We start from the raw sequence: 19,243 nt of genomic DNA, 5'->3' as shown, positions 1-19,243 counted from the left end.
GCAGCCCTATTCAGCTTTGACACCATGTGACCATCGGCGCACTCTGTTTCGATGCACGATATTCCAATGATTTCAGTATTTTCCCTGCGGATGCTTTAGCCCGTCCTGTAACGTTAATCACTATCCCTCGCCGTTCCACTTCCCATCGCGTTGAGCGCAACTGAGAGTTCCATGAGACGATGCGTCAGCTCCGCCTCCTGATGGCGGTGCAAGCGCCAGTCACTTCTGTCAAACGACGTATATTGTTTTGCGAATGCTAGCCCCTGCTGATGCTGGGGGCCGCTAAGCTTCTCTATTTCATAGACCGGGGCCATCTCGAACTCGCCGAGGAAATAGCCGAGCGTGCCCTCACCCGCACCCAGGATTCCACGGCCGCCCTACCCCTCCTTGGACAGTTACGGTTTGCGCGCGGGCGTTTCAACGAGGCTGTCACCATCTTTGATCAGGGCATACGTGCAGCCGAACCAGGAGCGGAATTTCATCGGCATATGAGGGTGCTGAAGTATCTCGCATTGCTGGCTGCAGGCAACAGCGCTTCGTCGGCAGCCCGGACGACCGACATGGCCCACCTTGGTTCGGATTGCCCGCCCGAGATCGCCTTGATGATCGGCTGGACGGCTGTTGCTCCGGATCAGACATTGCCCGACGCGTCGCGCCAGGCCCTTGCCGCGCTTGGTTTCCATCGTGCCACAAGAGCAATCGAATATCTCTATTTCACGTCGACGCGCCACGTCACGTTCGAACATGGACGCGCGAACATCATGCGCAACATGATAGCGCATCTGTCACGGCTTTACGGCAAACAGGTCGTTCCTGATTTCGTGCTTCGCAGCATCGGCTCCCTCGCCTCCGCCTGAGCAGACTGATCTAAAACGTCGCGAGCTCCACCGGCGCCGGTCGATCGTGCGTACCGACCACAATGCCGTTTTTTCGAGCCTCAAATATTGGGCAAACAATTGCCTGATAGCCACGACCGCTGTTGTCGCTCCCAGGATAACACATTCAGAGAGTGTATGGAGCAACAACTGGTTGAAATTATCATGAGTGCGACGCGCTAAACGCCGCCTGCGCACTCATTTTATTGAGGGACGATACTCACATGCCAATTCCAGTCAGGCGTATCAGACACGTTGTCGTGGTCTTAATGGTGCTCGCAAGCGCAGCGAGCCTCTTGCAGGGTTGCGTGCTCAGCGAGTGGGCTCTGATCATCTCGCAGCAGCAGAAGAAGAAAGACGATGCGAAGGGACCCCAGCAATCGGCATTTGCACCAAGTGAATCAAATGGCAACTCAGGTACGACATCCCGGCCGAGTACAGGTGGCTCGCCGGCTCCGAGCGGCCCGCCTGCCTCTCCGAGTGGCCCACCGAGCACGGGCACCGGCGGAATTCCGCTCTGAAGTCATCATCCTGAAAAGCTCCCCGTTTGTTGATGCAATTGGCGCGCATCCGACCTTGTGGAAGAAACCACGGCTCCGGTGCCGCGCCAATTTTCTTCGCCCCCGCTGCGGCTGGGAGCCGGCCATTTGGAGGGAGAGCGGTCGTTGGCACGAGCCTGTCTCAAAATAGACATTGATGCGAAGCAAAGCCTGTTCGATAGTCCGTGCTGACGTTACGCCCTCTTCCTGCCCACCACCTGGACGAAATGCCCTTTACACATATGAAAATCCATATCTTTTCTCAGCTCCTGGCTGCAGCCGCGCTTGCTGCAGCCGTCGCCTTGGGGTCGGCAGCCCATGCAGAAAATCCGTCCGCTCCCTGGCCGCAGACGATCAGCGACCTGCCGGCCGAACCCGGCATACGCTTCGGCACGCTCGAAAATGGTATGCGGTTTGCGATTATGCGCAATGCCACGCCAACGGGACAAGCGGCTATCCGTTTCCGGATTGGCGCCGGCTCGCTGGACGAGAGGGATGACCAGCAGGGGCTTGCGCATTTCCTCGAGCATATGGCTTTCAAGGGCTCGACGCATGTCGGACAGGACGAGATGATCCGTATCCTGCAGCGCAAGGGCCTGGCCTTCGGGCCCGATACCAACGCCAACACCTCCTATGACGAGACCGTCTATTCGCTCGATCTGCCCGAGGTCGATGCGGATACGCTTTCGACCGGCCTTATGCTGATGCGCGAGACGGCGAGCGAGCTGACGCTGGATGCCGGCGCCTTCGGCCGCGAGCGCGGCGTCATCCTGTCGGAAGAGCGGCTGCGCGACACGCCGCAATATCGCGCCGCAATCGGCGTCACGAATTCCATGCTCGCTGGCCAGCGCGTGACGATGCGCGCGCCGATCGGCAAGGTCGACATCATCAGCAGTGCCCCTGTCGATCTGCTGCGTGATTTCTACCATGCGAACTATCGGCCCGATCGCGCCACGCTTATCGTGGTGGGCGATGTCGATCCAACAGCCATGGAACTGGAAATCCGGCAGCGCTTCAGCGACTGGAAGGGCGCCACCCCTGCCCCGCAAAAGCCCGATCTCGGCACGCTGAGGCCGAAAGGCGAAAGCGCCGAGGTCATCACGGTTCCGGGCGGCACAACGAATGTCCAGGTCGCCTGGACGCGACCCTATGATGCTTCGCCTGACACTTTCGCCAAGCGTCGCCAGCACCTGGTCGAAGATCTCGGTCTCCTGGTACTCAAACGTCGGCTGGGCGCCATGGCCAACAGGGCCAATGCACCCTTCATCAGCGCCGCCGTCGGCTCTCAGGATCTTTTCGACTCGGCCCATATCGTTGTCGTCACGGCAAATTCCGAGACGGATAAATGGCAGCAGGCACTCGCGGCCATCGATCAGGAGCAGCGCCGTTTCCAACAATTCGGCGCCGAGCAGGCCGAGCTCGATCGGGAAATCGTCGAATATCGCTCTCTCCTTGAAGCGGCCGCCGCCGGTGCTGCGACGCGCACGAGCACCGACATCGCTTCCATGCTGGCGAGCAGCGTGGACGACAATGAGGTCTTCACCTCACCTGCGGAAGATCTTTCGATGTTCGAGATAATCACCGAGGGCCTGACAGCGGCCGAGGTCAACGAGGTTGTCGCGCATGTCTTCTCCGGCAATGGTCCGCAGCTCGTCCTGCAGACTGCGCAAGCGCCACAGGGCGGCGCCAGCGACATCAAGCAGGCATATGACACCTCCCTTGCCGTTCCGGTCACCGCGCCGTCCACCGCGGCAGCCGTCGTCTGGCCCTATACCCATTTCGGTGAACCTGGCGCTGTCGTCGAACGTCGCGTCGTCGAGGATCTCGGCCTGACCATGGTGCGCTTTGCCAACGGCGTGCGGCTGACAATCAAGCCGAGCAAGCTGCGCGCCAACGAAGTGCTGGTACGCGAGGATATCGGTCGCGGCCGGCTGGGACTGCCGAACGACCATCCCCTGGCGATCTGGACATCGCCGGCCGTCGTCTTGTCGGGCACCAAGGCCATGGACTATCCGGATTTACAGAAAGCGCTGGCCGCCAAAATCGCCGGCATCGATTTCTCGGTGGATGACAGCTCCTTCCAGTTCACCGGCCAGACGCAGACAGGGGACCTTGCGACGCAATTGCAGATCATGGCCGCCTACACTTCCGATCCCATGTACCGGCCGGAAGTTTTCAAGCGCGTCCGGCAAGCCTATTTGAACAACCTCGATCAGTATGAGGCGACGCCGGGAGCCGTCATCGGCCGCGATTTTGCAGGCCTCGTGCATTCCGGCGACCCGCGCTGGACCTTCCCGGACAGGGCGCAATTGTCCGCCACGAAACTGGAAGATTTCGAAGCGCTGTTCCGGCCGCAAATTTCCGCAGGCCCGATCGATATCACCATTGTCGGCGACATAACGGCGGACGAAGCAATCCGCCTGACGGCTGAAACCTTCGGGGCTTTGCCGGCTCGCCCGGACGCGACAACGGACAATGTTGCAAACGATGTGCATTTCCCCGCCCCCACTGAAAAACCCGTCATGCGGACCCATAACGGCCGGGGCGATAATGCCGCGGCGATCGTCGCTGCCCCCGTTGGCGACATGCTCTCGGATATACAGCGGGGCTTTGTCGCCAACGTTGCCGGCCAAATCTTCGAAAACAGGCTGATCGACCAGTTCCGAATTGCCGAAGGCGCGACCTACAGTCCACAGGGCGCCATGGACCTGTCGTGGGACATTCCTGGCTATGGCTACGCCTATCTCTATGTCGAGACGACGCCGGACAAAGTCGAGAATTTCTATGCGCTCGTGGACAAGATCGCTGATGATCTCAGGTCAAACGATGTCTCGCCAGACGAGCTAGTCAGGGCCCGGGCTCCGATCATCGAAACATTGAAGCACCAGCAGCAGAGTAACGAATATTGGGTGCAGTATCTGAATGGCGCTCAAACCGACCCTCGCCGTCTGAAGCGGATACGCGACAATCTCAGCGGCTACGACAAAGTCACCGCCGAGGATATTCGTCAATTTGCCACGACCTATTTCCGGCCGGATAAATTCTGGAAATTCGAGGTGCTGCCGGCAGCGGTACGATAGGCACAAGGTGCTTCAAAGCCGGATCCCGAACGCGGCCGCGTGCTTTGGGATCCGCTTCCGATTTTATCTCGTCTACACCGTTAATGCCTGACAATGCCGGGCTGGATTGCCTGCGTAAAAACATCGAGATCGTTTTGATGGCGAAGCTGCACTCAGCTGGCTAGATGCCCAAACGAATTTCACCGGTCTTCGCATGGCATCCGATCATTCTCATCCCCTCCAGGAATATGCGCGCGTTGTGCGCGAGAAGAACCTCTTGAAGCTTCGTCTTCTTTCGATTGACCGGCAGCTTGCCACGGCCAGCGGCGCCTGGAAATCCTATCTGGAGGAGACGCGCCTCTCGGTCATCGAAGCGATGCTTGCGCTTGAGGAGGAGGGCGAAGGCTATCTCTTGCTGATACGCAAGGACTGCCCGACGTAAGCTCCCTTCAGGCCGAGGCGAAGGGATGCGAGCGCCCTCTCCGCCTCCTCGATCTCCTTGAGCACCAGGCGCTGCTTGCGATGATCCATTCCGCCCCCGGCAAGCGCGGCATCCACCAGTTCGAGCACATCCGTTGCCTCGACGACCACTCGCGTAGCACCTCTCTGCAGAGATGCGACAGGCTCTGCCTGTTCCACACCGGAAGAGCGCTCCGCTGCAACAAAGATACTTCCCTCGAGGAGATAGGATGCGAGGCGTGGATCGGGCACGACCTCCAGCAGATTCTGGATTTCGTCAGCGGAAAAACAGGTTCTGCTGATCAGGCGCGAGTGGAAGGCCGCGTAATTCATCCCTAGGGCGGCGGCGACGACATCCACCGGATAGGCTTTCTCTACAACGAGAATAGTGTAGACGATGTCTGCGAAAGCACGGCCGCGTTGCGTCATGATCGCCCCCAGGCTCTGTTTCTGCAACTATAGCGGAAGTCGCGTCAAAAGGGAGCGGCTGTTTTGATATTGCATCTGTCGGGGTGATGCTAACGCGGCGCCTCGGCAGGAGACACCCCACCTGCCTGGGAAAGGCCACCTGCCTCCGAGTCCGCCAAGGCGGGTGGCCGGACCGTACCGGCGCGAGCGGCGCTTTGGTCCGGTTTTGCTGGTTTCCGCCTGCAAGGCGTCGCTTTCGGGACGGCACTGGGATCTTTCTGGTCTACTCTGTAGCAGGCAACCGCTGCGGGAGGAGCTGCTAGCGCGTTGCCTTGATTTCAAACGGAGGAGACGGAAATGAGCAAGAACCGTGGCGTCGTCTATTTGCGGCCCGGAAAAGTGGAAGTCCGCGACATCGACGATCCGAAACTCGAGGCGCCGGATGGCCGCCGTATCGAACATGGCGTCATCCTGAAAGTCATCTCCACCAATATCTGCGGTTCGGACCAGCACATGGTCCGCGGCCGCACCACAGCGATGCCGGGCCTCGTGCTGGGACATGAGATCACCGGCGAGATCATCGAAAAAGGCATCGATGTGGAAATGCTCGATGTCGGGGACATCGTCTCCGTACCTTTCAACGTGGCCTGCGGGCGCTGCCGCTGCTGCAAATCACAGGATACTGGCGTCTGCTTGACGGTTAATCCGTCACGGGCGGGCGGCGCTTATGGCTATGTCGACATGGGCGGCTGGATCGGCGGCCAGGCTCGTTACGTCACTGTCCCCTATGCGGATTTCAACCTCTTGAAATTCCCCGACCGCGACAAGGCGATGGCCAAGATCCGTGATCTCACCATGCTGTCCGATATCCTGCCAACCGGCTTCCACGGCGCCGTCAAAGCCGGCGTCGGCGTCGGTTCTACTGTCTATGTCGCAGGTGCCGGCCCGGTCGGCCTTGCAGCGGCGGCATCCGCCCGTATCCTCGGTGCGGCCGTCGTCATGATCGGTGACTTTAACAAAGACCGCCTCGCCCATGCCAGCCGCGTCGGCTTCGAGGCGATCGATCTCTCGAAGAGCGACCGGCTGGGAGACATGATTGCCCAGGTGGTCGGCACCAATGAAGTGGACAGCGCCATCGATGCCGTCGGCTTTGAAGCGCGTGGACATTCCGGCGGCGAACAGCCGGCGATCGTGCTGAACCAGATGATGGAGATCACCCGCGCCGCCGGCTCCATCGGCATTCCCGGCCTCTATGTCACGGAAGATCCGGGCGCAGTGGACAATGCGGCCAAGCAGGGAAGCCTCTCTCTACGCTTCGGTCTCGGCTGGGCGAAGGCGCAGTCGTTCCATACCGGCCAGACGCCGGTGCTCAAATATAACCGACAGCTGATGCAGGCGATCCTGCATGACCGCCTGCCGATTGCCGACATCGTCAATGCGAAGGTGATTTCGCTTGAAGATGCCGCCCAGGGCTATGAAAGCTTTGACCAGGGTGCCGCGACGAAATTCGTTCTCGACCCGCATGGTGCAATTGCCAAAGCAGCGTGATCGATATGATGTGCCGGGGCAGAAACGCCCCGGCATTCCCGACTGGCAACGCGATCGACGCGCCTCCTCTACACATTCGCCAGCCAACTAATGTTCACAGAAAGTGTGGCTGATCTGACGCATCAGCGGCTTCGTCATGTATGAGGTAACGGAACGATCCGCGACCTTAATGAAGACCTCCGCCGGCACTTGAATAGAGCGCTATGTGGGTGAGCTTTTACGAGCTTGTCGGTTCCGTCTTGATGGGCACCGGCCAACAATCGACGCCGCTGCGCTGTTTGGCCACCACATCAGGTGGAACCGGCACGACCTCGCCCTCAATTCCGGCGTCGTCCCCTGATCGAAAGCACTGAAGCGGATACCGGCCTTAAGGCCGAGCACGAGATGATCGATATCACGTGTGGCGATCTTCCGCTCGGCGACTAAACCTTATCGCTTTGGGCAACGAGGCCCTTCCTGCCGCCCTGACGGGCGAGATGCAAGGTCCGCATAATATCGGATCGCCTCCAAAGCAGTGCTTAGCAATCATATTGCGAACAATACAATATAGTTAACGTGATCATAACTTTGGCGGATTCTACTGTGAAGCAGGCCCTACTTTTGAAGAGAATCACTATACCATCGAAGTAATGTTTTCTACTTCCAGGCGAGGAGGATGAAATGGCCCAAGCTATTAGAATTACAGATGTTATCGATTCATTCGGAATTGATACACATATCGACTATACCGATGGGAAATATTCCAATATCGCGGAAGTTGTTAAAGCATTGGGCTATCTCGGCCTCGACACAGTTCGAGATCATGCCCCCACCCCCGCCTCCGACCCTTATGGTCAAGGCCATCTTGGGGATGCGGCAGATGCGGGTGTCAAATTCGTTTTCGTCTCCGGGCGAGATGACACTCCCGCCACCGTGGTCCAGCGACTGCATGCCTTCGTGGAAGCGCATCCGGGTTCGATCGTCGGCATCGAAGGCCCGAACGAGGTCAACAATTGGCCTGTCGCCTACAAAGGGCTGTCAGGAGAGGCTGCGGCACTTGCCTACCAAAAGGATCTGTTCAATGCGGTAAATGCCGATCCGCTGTTGAAGGACATTCCGGTTCTCGGCTTTACCGGTTACACGGTTGCCTCTGCCAACGATTACACGACGATCCACACCTATGCGAAAGAGGGCGACCAGCCCTTCTCCTGGCTCTCACGTGAATCCGGCGACCAGATGCAGGCCGATCCCGGCAAGCCGCTTGCCATCACCGAGATCGGTTACCACACATCGCTGACCGCCGACACCAACGGTGGATGGGAAGGCGTCGACGAGACGACGCAGGCAAAACTGCTTCTCAACACGCTGATGGACGGCGCCTTTCTCGGATCGGAGGGAACCTTCATCTACCAGCTTCTCGATGCCTATTCGGATCCGCAGGGTTCCGACCAGGAAAAGCATTTCGGGCTCTTTCGCCTGGATTACACCCCGAAGCCGGCAGCAACGGCGATCCACAACCTGACCGAAATTCTCGCAGATGACGGCGCGACGCAGGCGAGTTTCAATCCGGGTGCGCTCAATTATTCCATCAACGGACTACCCTCCACAGCGCGCAGCTACCTGACGGAGAAATCCGACGGAAGCTACCAGATCATCATCTGGAACGAGCCCGATATCTGGAACCAGACGACCGACAAGGCGATCCAGGCGTCGACGACCAGCGTCAACGTCAATCTGGGCGGAGCTTTCGGGACGGTGCAGGTCTACGATCCGCTGGCGGGCGATACGCCGGTCAAAAGCTTCAGCAACATATCCTCCCTCAATGTGGACGTCGTCGACCATCCCATCATTATCAACATAGCGGCAGGTGGCGGCGCGGCGCTGGAACCCGGCCACATCTATGGCGGCACCGGAGACGATACTTTCACGGTCACCTCCCCGACCGACATCGTTGACGAAAGCCGCGGCGGTGGAACCGATACCGTCATGTCGTCGATCAGCTTCAGTCTGGCCGATACCGCGCATGCGATCGGCGCCATCGAGAACCTGACACTGACCGGCAACGCCAACATCAACGCCACTGGCAATCAACTCGCCAACATTCTCGTCGGCAATTACGGAGCCAATGTGCTGGATGGCGGCGCGGGCGCAGACAGCATGAAGGGCGGTGGCGGCGACGACACCTATATTGTCGACAACATCAATGATGTGGTGATCGAAGCTGGCGGCTCCGGAAAGGACACCATCAAGTCCTATGTCTCCCTCAGCCTGATGGACAAGGATCACGTGACGGGAACTGTCGAGAACCTGACCCTGTTGGGTACCGACAACATCAATGCGACCGGCAACGTCATGAACAACGTTCTCACCGGCAATTCCGGCGACAACTATTTCGATGGCGGCAGAGGCGAAGACCGAATGATCGGCGGTCTTGGCAACGACACGTACAAAGTGGATTCGGCGGGCGACATCGTCGACGAAACAGGCGGTGCTGGCAACGACACCGTCAATGCCTCCGTATCCTTCTCTCTGGAGAATGTTCTCGGGACAGTCGAAAATCTGACGCTCACAGGCTCGTCAGCGATCAATGCCACGGGTAACGGCGAAAACAACGTGCTGACCGGAAACATCGCAGGCAACATGCTGTCGGGCGGCGCAGGAAACGACCAGCTCATCGGCGGCAACGGCAACGATATCCTGAACGGCGGAGCTGGAGCCGACCATTTCGTCTTCGACTTCAAACCCAGCGCTTACAACAACATCGACAAAATCGAGGATTTCTCGGAAAGTGCCGGTGACAAGATCGTGCTCGATCACGAGATTTTCACCGCCATCGATCCAGCGAATTTTTCCGCTGGGAACTTCGTACTCGGCACCAAGGCTTTGGATTCGAACGACCGCCTGATCTACGACCAGACAACGGGAAAGCTTTTTTACGATGCAGACGGAAGCGGGGGTGGCGCGGCCGTACAGATCGCGACCCTCTCCAATCTGGCGGCGCTTCATCACGACGATTTCCTGTTCATCTGACATCCGAACGTGACGTCTTCAAGCGGCGGTCCCATATGGGGCTCCTTTCCGGAGCCCCTTTTCTTATTCTGCGCCGGCCCCGCACAACATTGTCAGCAGAGCCCCATCAGCTGGTTCATTTCCTCGTCGCCTTCCTGCTCTTTAGCAATCTCGGCCGCTTTATATCGGCACGCCGGGCGATACGTTTTTTGTTGCAGCGGGCGTTCTTGTAACCGGTATTCCTCTGGCGCGGACCTTCGGGCGAGACAACGCCTGACAAGTTACTTGCGCATAGCAAGTTACTTGCATTATGCAAGTCACTTCTGTAGAGACTTGCATCATGCAACGAACAAGCTTCGCCAATTTCAAATGCCCGGCGGCCCGCGCGCTCGACAGCGTCGGCGACTGGTGGAGCATGATGATCCTCCGCGACGCCTTTCAGGGGCTGACGCGCTTCGACGAATTCCAGAAGAGCCTCGGCGTCGCGCCGAATATCCTGACGCGGCGTCTCGCGCATCTGATCGATGAAGGACTATTCGAGAAGCGCCTCTACAACGAGCGCCCTACCCGCTATGAATATGTACTGACCGACAAGGGACGTGATTTCTTCCCCGTTCTGATGACCTTGTTTTCCTGGGGACGTCGGCACGCTCCGCAAGAGGATCTTGCCTTCCTGCTCGGCAATGCCGTTTCCGGCGAGGAACGCCAGCCCGTGCTGGTGGATGCAGCCAGCGGCGAAGAATTGAAACCCGAAAACACCTGCCTGCTGCCAGGACCGGCCGCTGATGAAAGCGATCTCGAACGGATCGCCCGCATGCGCGCTTATTACCTCGGCATCGACGCCTAGAGCATTTCCACTTTTCTGCGAGGCACGGGAATGCTCTATCTCTTTGTTTTTACGCAATTCGGAACGCAAAACCGCTGCGCACTTTTGCCGGAATTGCTTTAGAAAGGACAAATCCATGGAACGCATTGTTGTCACCGGCATGGGACTTGTTTCGCCGCTCGGCGTTGGCGTCGAACCCGCATGGAATCGGCTCGTCGCAGGCGGCTCCGGCCTGCGCGTGCTGCCAGAGACTGTGGTCGGCGATCTCGCCGCCAAGGTCGGCGGGGTCGTTCCCTCCATCGAGGAGGATGCCGAAGCGGGTTTCGATCCCGATCGCGCCGTTCCGCCCAAGGACCAGAAGAAGATGGACCGCTTCATTCAGTTCGCCATGGCGGCAACAGACGAAGCTGTGCGCCAGGCCGGCTGGATGCCTGAGGGCGTCGATGCGCGCGAGCGAACGGCGACGATCATCGCCTCCGGCGTCGGCGGCTTTCCGGCGATTGCGGATGCGGTACGCACGGCTGAGACGCGCGGAGTGCGGCGGCTCTCGCCCTTCACCGTGCCTTCCTTCCTCGTCAATCTGGCGGCCGGTCAGGTCAGCATCCGCTACGGCTTCAAGGGGCCGCTCGGGGCGCCGGTAACGGCCTGCGCGGCAAGCGTTCAGGCAATCGGCGATGCAGCGCGGCTGATCCGGTCCGGCGAGGCGGATGTCGCTATCTGCGGCGGCTCGGAAGCCTGCATCGACAAGGTAAGCCTTGGCGGCTTTGCCGCAGCCCGTGCACTCTCGAGCGGTTTCAACGACAGGCCTGAACTTGCCTCGCGTCCCTTCGATACCGCGCGCGACGGCTTCGTGATGGGCGAAGGGGCTGGCATTCTCGTCATCGAAACGCTTGAGCATGCGCTGGCGCGCGGCGCGACGCCGCTTGCCGAACTCGTCGGCTACGGCACGGCCGCCGACGCCTATCACATGACGGCAGGGCCGGAAGATGGCGATGGCGCCCGCCGGGCGATGGAGGCAGCCTTACGGCAGGCCAGGATCCCGACTTCCGAGGTCAGGCATCTCAACGCCCATGCGACCTCGACACCGGTCGGCGACAAGGGCGAGATCGCTGCAATTGGTACGGTCTTCGGCCGTGACGGCGGCATTGCCGTCAGCGCCACCAAATCGGCGACTGGCCATCTTCTGGGTGCTGCAGGCGGGCTTGAAGCCATCTTCACGATCCTTGCGCTGCGCGATCAGATCGCCCCGCCGACGCGCAATCTGGAAACGGCCGATCCGGCAGCCGAAGGCATCGATCTCGTGGGAAAGGTGGCCCGCACGGTAGCGATGGAATATGCGATCACCAACGGCTTCGGCTTCGGCGGCGTGAATGCCAGCGCCCTCTTTCGCCGCTGGTCCTGAGGTCCTGGTTTTTATCGGGCTCTTTCCTTGCGCGCAAAATAGCCTACACTTCCGGTGATATAGCCGGAGATGATCCCATGCGCGCTTTCTTCGCAGTGCTGGTTCTGTGTGCCGTATCCGTAATGTCAGGCATGGCGGCCCGCGCCGAAGATCCCGTGCAGACAACACAGACGATGATCGAGGAGCAGATCAGGGCATTCCTCAAGGACGATGCGGATACCGCCTATTCCTTCGCTGCGCCCGGCATCAAGGCCATGTATCCCGACAAGAATGTCTTCTTCGCCATGGTGAAGAAGAGCTACGAGCCGGTCTATCATCCTGGCAACTATGCCTTCGGGCGCAGCAGGTCGATCGACGATGGCGCAATGATCTATCAGGAAGTGCTGATTTCCGGCCGCGACGGCAAGGACTGGACGGCGATCTATCAGGTCGCTCGTCAGCCTGACGGCAGCTTCAAGATCAACGGCGTGCAGATCGTGCCGAATGCCGACAGCAAGGGCATCTGATCAGACGGGTTCGAGATCACCCCTCGCCCATTCCTCAATCGTCTCGGCCATGAAATCGGCGAAACGGCCTTCGGCGATCGCCTTGCGGATGCCCTGCATCAGTTCCTGATAGTAGTTCAGATTGTGCCAGGAAAGCAGCATGCCGCCGAGCGCCTCGTTGGCGCGGACGAGGTGGTGGAGATAGGCGCGGGAATAGTCACGCGTTGCCGGGCAGTTCGACTTTTCGTCGAGCGGCCGCATGTCCTCGGCGTGTCGGGCATTGCGGATATTGACCTTGCCACGGCGGGTAAAGGCCAAACCATGACGGCCCGAGCGGGTCGGCATCACGCAGTCGAACATGTCGATACCGCGGGCAACGGATTTCAGGATGTCATCGGGCGTGCCGACACCCATCAGATAACGCGGCTTTTCGCCTGGCAGGACCGGAAGCGTCTCCTCGAGCATCTTCAGCATGACGTCCTGCGGCTCGCCGACCGCAAGACCGCCGACGGCGTAGCCCTTGAGGTCGAGTTTGGCGAGTTCCTCGGCTGAGCGGACACGCAGGGCCGGCACGTCGCCACCCTGGACGATACCGAACATGGCCTTGCCCGGCTGGTTGCCGAAGGCAACCTTGCAGCGCTCGGCCCAGCGCAGCGAGAGCTCCATGGCGCGCTCGATTTCCTTGGGTTCGGCCGGCAATGCCACGCATTCATCGAGCTGCATCTGGATATCGGAGCCGAGCAGCCCCTGGATTTCGATGGAGCGCTCCGGTGACATGTGATGCAGGCTGCCGTCGACATGCGACTTGAAGGTGACACCCTGCTCATCGAGCTTGCGCAGGCCGGAAAGCGACATGACCTGGAAGCCGCCGGAATCCGTCAGGATCGGGTGTTCCCAGCGGATGAGCTTGTGCAAGCCGCCGAGGCGAGCAACGCGTTCGGCCGTTGGGCGCAGCATCAGGTGATAGGTATTGCCGAGGATGATGTCGGCACCCGTCTCGCGCACCTGGTCGAGATACATGGCCTTGACAGTGCCGACCGTGCCGACGGGCATGAAGGCCGGCGTGCGGATCGTGCCGCGCGGCATGGAAACTTCACCGAGGCGGGCACCGCCATCGGTCTTCTTGAGGGTGAACTGGAAGTTCTCAGTCGTCATCGGTCTTTCCGGAAAAGAAGGCTCGCGTCGCCGTAAGAATAGAAGCGGTAGCCTGTCGAAATGGCGTGTTTATAGGCCGCTTGCATGGTGTCGAAACCGGCAAAGGCCGAAACCAGCATGAAGAGCGTCGAGCGCGGCAGGTGAAAGTTCGTCATCAGGATATCGACCGCCTTGAAGCGGTAGCCGGGCGTAATGAAGATGCCTGTCGCGCCGGCCCAGGGCTTTATCTCACCGTTCTCGTCTGCAGCGCTCTCGATCAGCCGCAACGAGGTCGTGCCGACGCAGATGATGCGCCCGCCCCTTTGCTTGACCGCATTCAGCCGGGCCGCCGTTTCCGCGCTTACATAGCCGCTTTCAAGATGCATCTTGTGATCGTCGGTATCATCAGCCTTGACCGGCAGGAATGTGCCGGCGCCAACATGCAGGGTCACGAAATGCCTTTCGATGCCCGCTTTGTCGAGCGCTTCAAACAGGCCGGGCGTGAAATGCAGGCCGGCAGTCGGGGCGGCGACGGCGCCCTCCTCCCGCGCATAGATGGTCTGGTAATCGGCGCGGTCACGTTCGTCTTCGGGACGCTTGGCGGCGATATAGGGCGGCAGCGGAATATGGCCGACGCTGGCAATCGCCTCGTCCAGCGCAGGGCCGGAGAGATCGAATGCGAGCGTCACTTCACCCGCTTCGCCCTTTTCCTCGACCGTCGCATCGAGCGAGCCGATCATGCAGCTTTCGCCGCCGTGGCCGAAGGCGATACGGTCGCCTTCCTTGATACGCTTGCCGGGCTTGGCGAAGGCTTTCCACTTGCTGGCACCGATGCGCATGTGGAGTGTGGCCGACACCTGTTGGCCGCCAGCGCCCTCGCGATGACGAATGCCCTCAAGCTGGGCCGGAATGACCTTGGTATCGTTGAACACCAGCGCGTCGCCTGCCCGCAGGAAAGACGGCAGGTCGAAGACGCGATGATCGGAAAGAACGGGCTGCGTATTCGGATCGACGACAAGCAGACCCGCGCTATCGCGCGGCTCGGCGGGCCGCAGCGCAATGCGTTCATCCGGCAGGTCGAAATCGAAGAGGTCTACGCGCATCAAGGTACTTTCAGGCAAAGCGAAACCCGCCCCGCGCTCTCGCGCAAGGGCGGGTTCCAGCAGAAATCACAATCAGACGTCGGCGGCAACCCGCAAGGAGACGATCGAATCCGGATCGGAGACGGGCTCGCCCTTCTTGATCTTGTCGATATTGTCCATGCCTTCGATAACCTGGCCCCAGACGGAATACTGCTTGTTCAGCCACGGAGCGTCGGTGAAGCAGATGAAGAACTGGGAGTTCGCCGAGTTCGGGCTCTGCGAACGGGCCATCGAGCAGGTGCCGCGGATATGCGGCGTTGCCGAGAATTCAGCCTTCAGGTCGTCCTTTTCAGAGCCGCCCATGCCGGCACGACCAGGGTTGAAGTTTTCGCCGCCCTTCTTACCGAACTGCACGTCACCGGTCTGCGCCATGAAATCGGCGATGACGCGGTGGAAAACGACACCGTCATATGCCTTCTCGCGGGCGAGTTCCTTGATACGCTTGACATGCTCGGGCGCGACCTGCGGCAGAAGCTGGATGACAACCTTGCCCTTGGTGGTTTCCAGAATGATGGTGTTTTCCGGATCCTTGATCTCGGCCATTGTCGTTCTCCTTCTTGTCTTGAACTTACTTCTTGCCGATCGTGACCTTGATCATGCGGTCAGGATTGCTGACTTCGCCGTTCTGGCCTTCGCCCTTCTTGATCTTGTCGACGTTTTCCATGCCCGAGACAACCTTGCCGACGACCGTGTACTGGCCGTTCAGGAAGGAGCCGTCCGCGAACATGATGAAGAACTGCGAGTTGGCGGAATTCGGATCCTGGGCGCGCGCCATGCCGACCGTGCCGCGGACAAAGGGCGTCTTGGAGAATTCAGCCGGAAGGTCAGGCAGGTCGGAGCCGCCGGTACCGGCCTGGCTCGCATCGAAGTTCTTTTCCATGTTGCCATACTTCACGTCGCCGGTCTGGGCCATGAAGCCAGGGATGACGCGGTGGAAGGCGACATTGTCATATTCGCCCTTCTTCACCAGCGCCTCGATCTGCGCCACATGCTTCGGCGCGACGTCAGGCAGAAGCTGAATGACGACCGGGCCACTCTTCAACTGAATGGTGACATAGTGATCGGCAGCCTGCGCAAAAGCGTCGCCCGCGAAGGAAGCGAGATAGAGCACGCCGGCAAATGCAAGATAAAAGAGTTTCATGTGAGCTCCATTGAGGCGGTATCCGCCTAGGCTTTGCGCTTGGATTTCAGGGCTTGCAAGACGGCGGCCGGCACGAAGGCGCTGACATCGCCGCCCATGGCCGCGATCTGGCGCACCAATGTGGCGGTAATGGGCCGCGAGGCCGTGCCTGCCGGCAGAAAGATGGTCTGGATATCAGGCGCCATCTGCCGGTTCATGCCGGCCATCTGCATTTCATAGTCGAGATCCGTACCGTCGCGCAGGCCGCGGATCAGCAGGCTCGTACCGTGCGCCCGTGCGGCATCAACAACGAGATTGTCGAAGGAGACGACGTCGATATGCGCGCTCTTTTCTGGCAGGACCTCAGCGAGCGACGCGCGGATCAGCGCTGCCTTTTCCTCGAAGGAGAAGAGTGGCGCCTTGCCAGGATGAATACCGATCGCGACGATCACCTTCTCGGCGACATTGAGCGCCTGGACCAGCACGTCAACGTGTCCATTGGTGATCGGGTCGAAGGACCCCGGATAGAAAGCGTTGGTCATGTCGTCCGGCCGTTTGTTTTCACGCCTTTTGTCACGGAAGCCGGTTTCCCGCAAGTTATTTAGCCGTGCCGCCCCACGCGTCTGAACGATGAATGAACGGGGCGTTCAAGGCCCGCTCAGATGCGATCTGCTTTACTCGGATCATCAACAGAAGCTGCCGGTCCCGGCAGCGTCACTCCCCGGAAAGACCCCGATCATGCTGATCATCCTTATCGCCATAGCCGTTATTTTTTCGGTGTTTGCGGAGCTTTTCTACGGCTACTTCGCAGATCGGCATCAGCTTGGCTGGGTACGGCCGGAGGTCAATGAACATGCGGCCATGATGCGACAGCTTGGCCGGATGCGTTCTAATCGATTTGAATTCTGAACGGCAGATGAACGCGACATTCAAGGTCGCTTCAGATCACGGTTGGTAAATCCCCCGTCAACATCCGGCGGGAACCTTTTAAAGACGGATGCGTTCAAATGATCGACACATATGAGATGCGGAAGCGCGGCAGGAAGGGAATTAAGATGCCTGGCAAGATCACCATGATTAACATGCTCTGGATGGTAATGATTACAGGCATGCTGACTGCCACAATCGCTCTCTATGACAATCAGAAGGTCGATACCTCGAAGGTCTATGGCCCGTTCGCTTCGGCTCGCTCCGTAAGCGTGCTCGGTCAGTACTGAGGGGCGCGAACGCAACTCCCTACAGAAAGGAACGCCACCATGTTCACGATCCTGACAGTTTTCACAGCACTCATCAGCATCATGTTCATAGTGTCCGTTACTTCGACGATTTCCGCGCTGCGCCGTGAAAGCGAGGAAGTGAAATCGATGAACAAGAAGCATAGCGCTTTCTAAAGCCGCTCCCGCAGCACAAGGCATGAATGCAAGCCGGAGGTTCTGCATCCGGCTTTTCTCATGTCGAAGATGCAGGCCGCAGCGCCAGACAGCCGCTCTTTCGCAGCGGCAGAACAAGAAGAGCCCCCTTGCCATAGAGCGCACGCACATAGTCGCTGCGTTCGCTTGTGACGACGGCAAAGCCCCTGCCCCATCGCAGGATGGAGACACCTTCGGGCAATGCGCCGGGTTCGATGCTGCCGGCGGGAAAGACCATGGCAGCCGGCGCCTCGCCCGTTGCCGCGAAGACGACAGCAAACAGCGCGAAGACTGCGGCAACGACCGCAATCGCAGTGCCGGTCCTGCGTGCCAAGCGCCTGATCAAAGAGCCACCCGTCCGATGTTTCAGAAATCGAATATATGTTCGAGGCCCGGATCGGCAATTGGCCGGTCCTTGAGCAGAGGCGCGAGATCAGCCATCTTGACCGACAGAAGCAGGCGGTCGCTGTCAAAACCGGTGCGAGGCAGGCGTGCGATCACCTCGCCGGGCAGATTGCCCTGCTCCATCCCTGACGGCATGGTAAGCGATACCATGATCTCGTCATTGCCGGCAATCTCGCGGATTGTACCGCCTGCCTTGGCGATCTCCGCGAGGATATGGGTGAAGCGGTCGTAGCGCGGCGTCTCGATCAGCACGCCATCGGCACTTTCTGAAATGACCGATACATCGGGAATTGCCGAAAGCGTGGTAGCCGGCAGGCCTGAAACGACCGATCGGATCGTCAACTTCGCCTCGCCGGTTGCGGCAACAGCGCTGGCGATCATGCCGGCATAGGCGATCTTTGCACGCCACTCGCCGCCGAGTGCCAGACGGCGTTCCCAACCACGCAACGGCTCTTCCACCGGTGCGGCCCAAAGCCTGTCGATCCAGGGCTGGAAGGGATATTTGTACCAGGGTGTCTGGCGCAGGAAGGCTGCATAATCGATCGCCATATCGCGAGCGACGATATCCTGCGGTGACTTTTGGCTGCCGCGCCAGAGCGCAAAAACTCGGCCGATCGTTTCCTCATAGGCCGCCTTCAGGCCCATTTCGAGCGTGAAGCTGACGCCGATGGTCGCGATCATCATTCGCGTCTCGCTGTCGGCGCCGCCGTGGCGATCGGCAATGCGGGTCAGCGCGCAGTCTGCGATCCAGAAATCCTTCATGCTGGAGAAATAGCCGAAGCCATATTCGTCGCTCGTCTTCAGCGTTTCGGCGAGGCCGTCATAGGCATAGACGATATGCCACTCCGGATAGGTGAGATAGGTATTGGCCCCCTGCCGGCGGAATTCAGGATCCGATATCAGCGGTTTGTAGCTGTCGGGCTCGGGGTCGGCGTGGCAGAAGGTCTCGACATAGGCGGCCGGGCTCAGCAGCAGCAGGACGGCGACGATGAGAACCGCGAGGAGCCAGCCGATGATCTTCAGAAGGCGGCGCATCACAGAGCCTCACGGCGGAAAATATAGCTGGAGGCGATTCCCGCACCGCCAAGAAAGAGATGCGGCAGGTTGGCGAGGATCTTGAACGTAAAGGGAAGATCCTGAATGCCGTAATTGACGATGCCGAGATCAAGGTAACCCGACCCGGTGATCAGGCCGAGCAGACCATCGCTGAAATAGAGCAGGCCGAAATAGAAAAGAAAGTTTCGGGACGCCCGGGCCGACAGGAAGGCTGCGATGCCGGCCCAGGCAGCCGAGGCCAGATGCAGGCTGTCGTCGTAGATATCGAGCGCGAAGATGCCGAATGCGCGCCCCTCCGCATCCGTCAGTCCCGGAATGTAATTCAATGCGGCCGCAAAGAGCAGAGTCACCGTATAAAGCACAGCAATCAGCCGAAGCCTGGACATGT

General features: G+C 59.6%; 20 protein-coding genes. 11 read left to right on the top strand and 9 right to left on the bottom strand.

All coding sequences use genetic code 11. The features are described 5' to 3' along the window. The first annotated feature begins 269 nt into the window (after nt 1-269). The 3 genes from PMI11_RS37160 to PMI11_RS00240 all read left to right on the top strand — a co-directional run bounded on the left by PMI11_RS37160 (nt 270) and on the right by PMI11_RS00240 (nt 4,915). Complete coding sequence (locus tag PMI11_RS37160) at nt 270-857, top strand: hypothetical protein (protein WP_007812019.1); 588 nt, start codon at nt 270-272, stop codon at nt 855-857. Nucleotides 858-1,656: 799 nt separating this feature from the next. Next, nucleotides 1,657-4,494: a M16 family metallopeptidase gene (locus PMI11_RS00245; protein WP_085990517.1), complete on the top strand. Its 2,838-nt coding sequence runs from the start codon at nt 1,657-1,659 to the stop codon at nt 4,492-4,494. A 193-nt stretch (nt 4,495-4,687) separates the two neighbouring features. Continuing rightward, complete coding sequence (locus PMI11_RS00240) at nt 4,688-4,915, top strand: hypothetical protein (protein WP_007812015.1); 228 nt, start codon at nt 4,688-4,690, stop codon at nt 4,913-4,915. On the opposite strand, the gene PMI11_RS00235 is transcribed toward PMI11_RS00240, so the two are convergent. Next, nucleotides 4,879-5,361, bottom strand: coding sequence for a phage regulatory CII family protein (locus PMI11_RS00235; protein WP_007812013.1), 483 nt, complete (start codon nt 5,359-5,361; stop codon nt 4,879-4,881). The two genes, PMI11_RS00240 and PMI11_RS00235, sit on opposite strands and share 37 nt — an antisense overlap. A gap of 336 nt (nt 5,362-5,697) precedes the next feature. On the opposite strand from PMI11_RS00235, the gene fdhA reads away from it, so the two are divergent. The 5 genes from fdhA to PMI11_RS00210 all read left to right on the top strand — a co-directional run bounded on the left by fdhA (nt 5,698) and on the right by PMI11_RS00210 (nt 12,610). After that, entirely contained in the window at nt 5,698-6,888 is a 1,191-nt protein-coding gene (fdhA, locus tag PMI11_RS00230) for a formaldehyde dehydrogenase, glutathione-independent (RefSeq protein ID WP_007812009.1), read from the top strand. A gap of 660 nt (nt 6,889-7,548) precedes the next feature. After that, nucleotides 7,549-9,897: a calcium-binding protein gene (locus tag PMI11_RS00225; protein ID WP_007812007.1), complete on the top strand. Its 2,349-nt coding sequence runs from the start codon at nt 7,549-7,551 to the stop codon at nt 9,895-9,897. Nucleotides 9,898-10,216: 319 nt separating this feature from the next. Then, on the top strand, nt 10,217-10,723 hold the full coding sequence (locus PMI11_RS00220; protein WP_007812005.1) for a winged helix-turn-helix transcriptional regulator: 507 nt from the start codon (nt 10,217-10,219) through the stop codon (nt 10,721-10,723). Between the two features lie 115 nt (nt 10,724-10,838). Next, nucleotides 10,839-12,104: a beta-ketoacyl-ACP synthase II gene (fabF, locus tag PMI11_RS00215; protein WP_007812003.1), complete on the top strand. Its 1,266-nt coding sequence runs from the start codon at nt 10,839-10,841 to the stop codon at nt 12,102-12,104. 77 nt (nt 12,105-12,181) lie between these two features. Then, on the top strand, nt 12,182-12,610 hold the full coding sequence (locus PMI11_RS00210) for a DUF4864 domain-containing protein (RefSeq protein ID WP_007812002.1): 429 nt from the start codon (nt 12,182-12,184) through the stop codon (nt 12,608-12,610). On the opposite strand, the gene tgt is transcribed toward PMI11_RS00210, so the two are convergent. The 5 genes from tgt to coaD form a co-directional block, all read right to left on the bottom strand. After that, a complete protein-coding gene (tgt, locus tag PMI11_RS00205; RefSeq protein ID WP_007812000.1) occupies nt 12,611-13,744 on the bottom strand; it encodes a tRNA guanosine(34) transglycosylase Tgt in 1,134 nt (377 codons plus the stop codon). Then, nucleotides 13,741-14,826 carry a tRNA preQ1(34) S-adenosylmethionine ribosyltransferase-isomerase QueA gene (queA, locus tag PMI11_RS00200; RefSeq protein WP_007811998.1) on the bottom strand — a complete coding sequence of 362 codons (1,086 nt, stop codon included), beginning with the start codon at nt 14,824-14,826 and terminating at the stop codon, nt 13,741-13,743. Before queA ends, tgt begins: the two co-directional genes overlap by 4 nt. 72 nt (nt 14,827-14,898) lie before the next feature. Next, nucleotides 14,899-15,408 (bottom strand): peptidylprolyl isomerase, encoded by a 510-nt coding sequence (locus PMI11_RS00195; RefSeq protein WP_007811996.1) that lies wholly within the window; start codon nt 15,406-15,408, stop codon nt 14,899-14,901. A gap of 25 nt (nt 15,409-15,433) precedes the next feature. Beyond that, a complete protein-coding gene (locus PMI11_RS00190; RefSeq protein WP_007811994.1) occupies nt 15,434-16,006 on the bottom strand; it encodes a peptidylprolyl isomerase in 573 nt (190 codons plus the stop codon). A gap of 26 nt (nt 16,007-16,032) precedes the next feature. Beyond that, nucleotides 16,033-16,527 (bottom strand): pantetheine-phosphate adenylyltransferase, encoded by a 495-nt coding sequence (gene coaD / locus PMI11_RS00185; protein WP_007811992.1) that lies wholly within the window; start codon nt 16,525-16,527, stop codon nt 16,033-16,035. A gap of 196 nt (nt 16,528-16,723) precedes the next feature. On the opposite strand from coaD, the gene PMI11_RS38465 reads away from it, so the two are divergent. The 3 genes from PMI11_RS38465 (at nt 16,724) to PMI11_RS38340 (ending at nt 17,376) form a co-directional block, all read left to right on the top strand. After that, a complete protein-coding gene (locus tag PMI11_RS38465) occupies nt 16,724-16,894 on the top strand; it encodes a hypothetical protein (protein WP_348257786.1) in 171 nt (56 codons plus the stop codon). 146 nt (nt 16,895-17,040) lie between these two features. Next, nucleotides 17,041-17,202 carry a hypothetical protein gene (locus PMI11_RS37625; protein WP_162831965.1) on the top strand — a complete coding sequence of 54 codons (162 nt, stop codon included), beginning with the start codon at nt 17,041-17,043 and terminating at the stop codon, nt 17,200-17,202. Between the two features lie 39 nt (nt 17,203-17,241). Beyond that, nucleotides 17,242-17,376 carry a hypothetical protein gene (locus PMI11_RS38340; protein ID WP_007811987.1) on the top strand — a complete coding sequence of 45 codons (135 nt, stop codon included), beginning with the start codon at nt 17,242-17,244 and terminating at the stop codon, nt 17,374-17,376. A 58-nt stretch (nt 17,377-17,434) separates the two neighbouring features. On the opposite strand, the gene PMI11_RS00170 is transcribed toward PMI11_RS38340, so the two are convergent. Genes PMI11_RS00170 through PMI11_RS00160 form a run of 3 tightly spaced genes read right to left on the bottom strand, consistent with a single transcriptional unit; the run spans nt 17,435 to nt 19,241 of the window. Further along, nucleotides 17,435-17,728 carry a hypothetical protein gene (locus PMI11_RS00170; protein WP_244430513.1) on the bottom strand — a complete coding sequence of 98 codons (294 nt, stop codon included), beginning with the start codon at nt 17,726-17,728 and terminating at the stop codon, nt 17,435-17,437. Between the two features lie 32 nt (nt 17,729-17,760). Further along, entirely contained in the window at nt 17,761-18,834 is a 1,074-nt protein-coding gene (locus tag PMI11_RS00165) for a hypothetical protein (protein WP_007811983.1), read from the bottom strand. Then, a complete protein-coding gene (locus PMI11_RS00160; protein ID WP_007811980.1) occupies nt 18,834-19,241 on the bottom strand; it encodes a hypothetical protein in 408 nt (135 codons plus the stop codon). The genes PMI11_RS00165 and PMI11_RS00160 overlap by 1 nt, the downstream gene beginning before the upstream one ends. Between the last annotated feature and the right edge of the window lie 2 nt (nt 19,242-19,243).

The sequence above is a fragment of the Rhizobium sp. CF142 genome, from assembly GCF_000281145.1.
Classification (GTDB): Bacteria; Pseudomonadota; Alphaproteobacteria; order Rhizobiales; family Rhizobiaceae; genus Rhizobium.
This window is presented reverse-complemented; position numbering and strand designations above follow the sequence as displayed.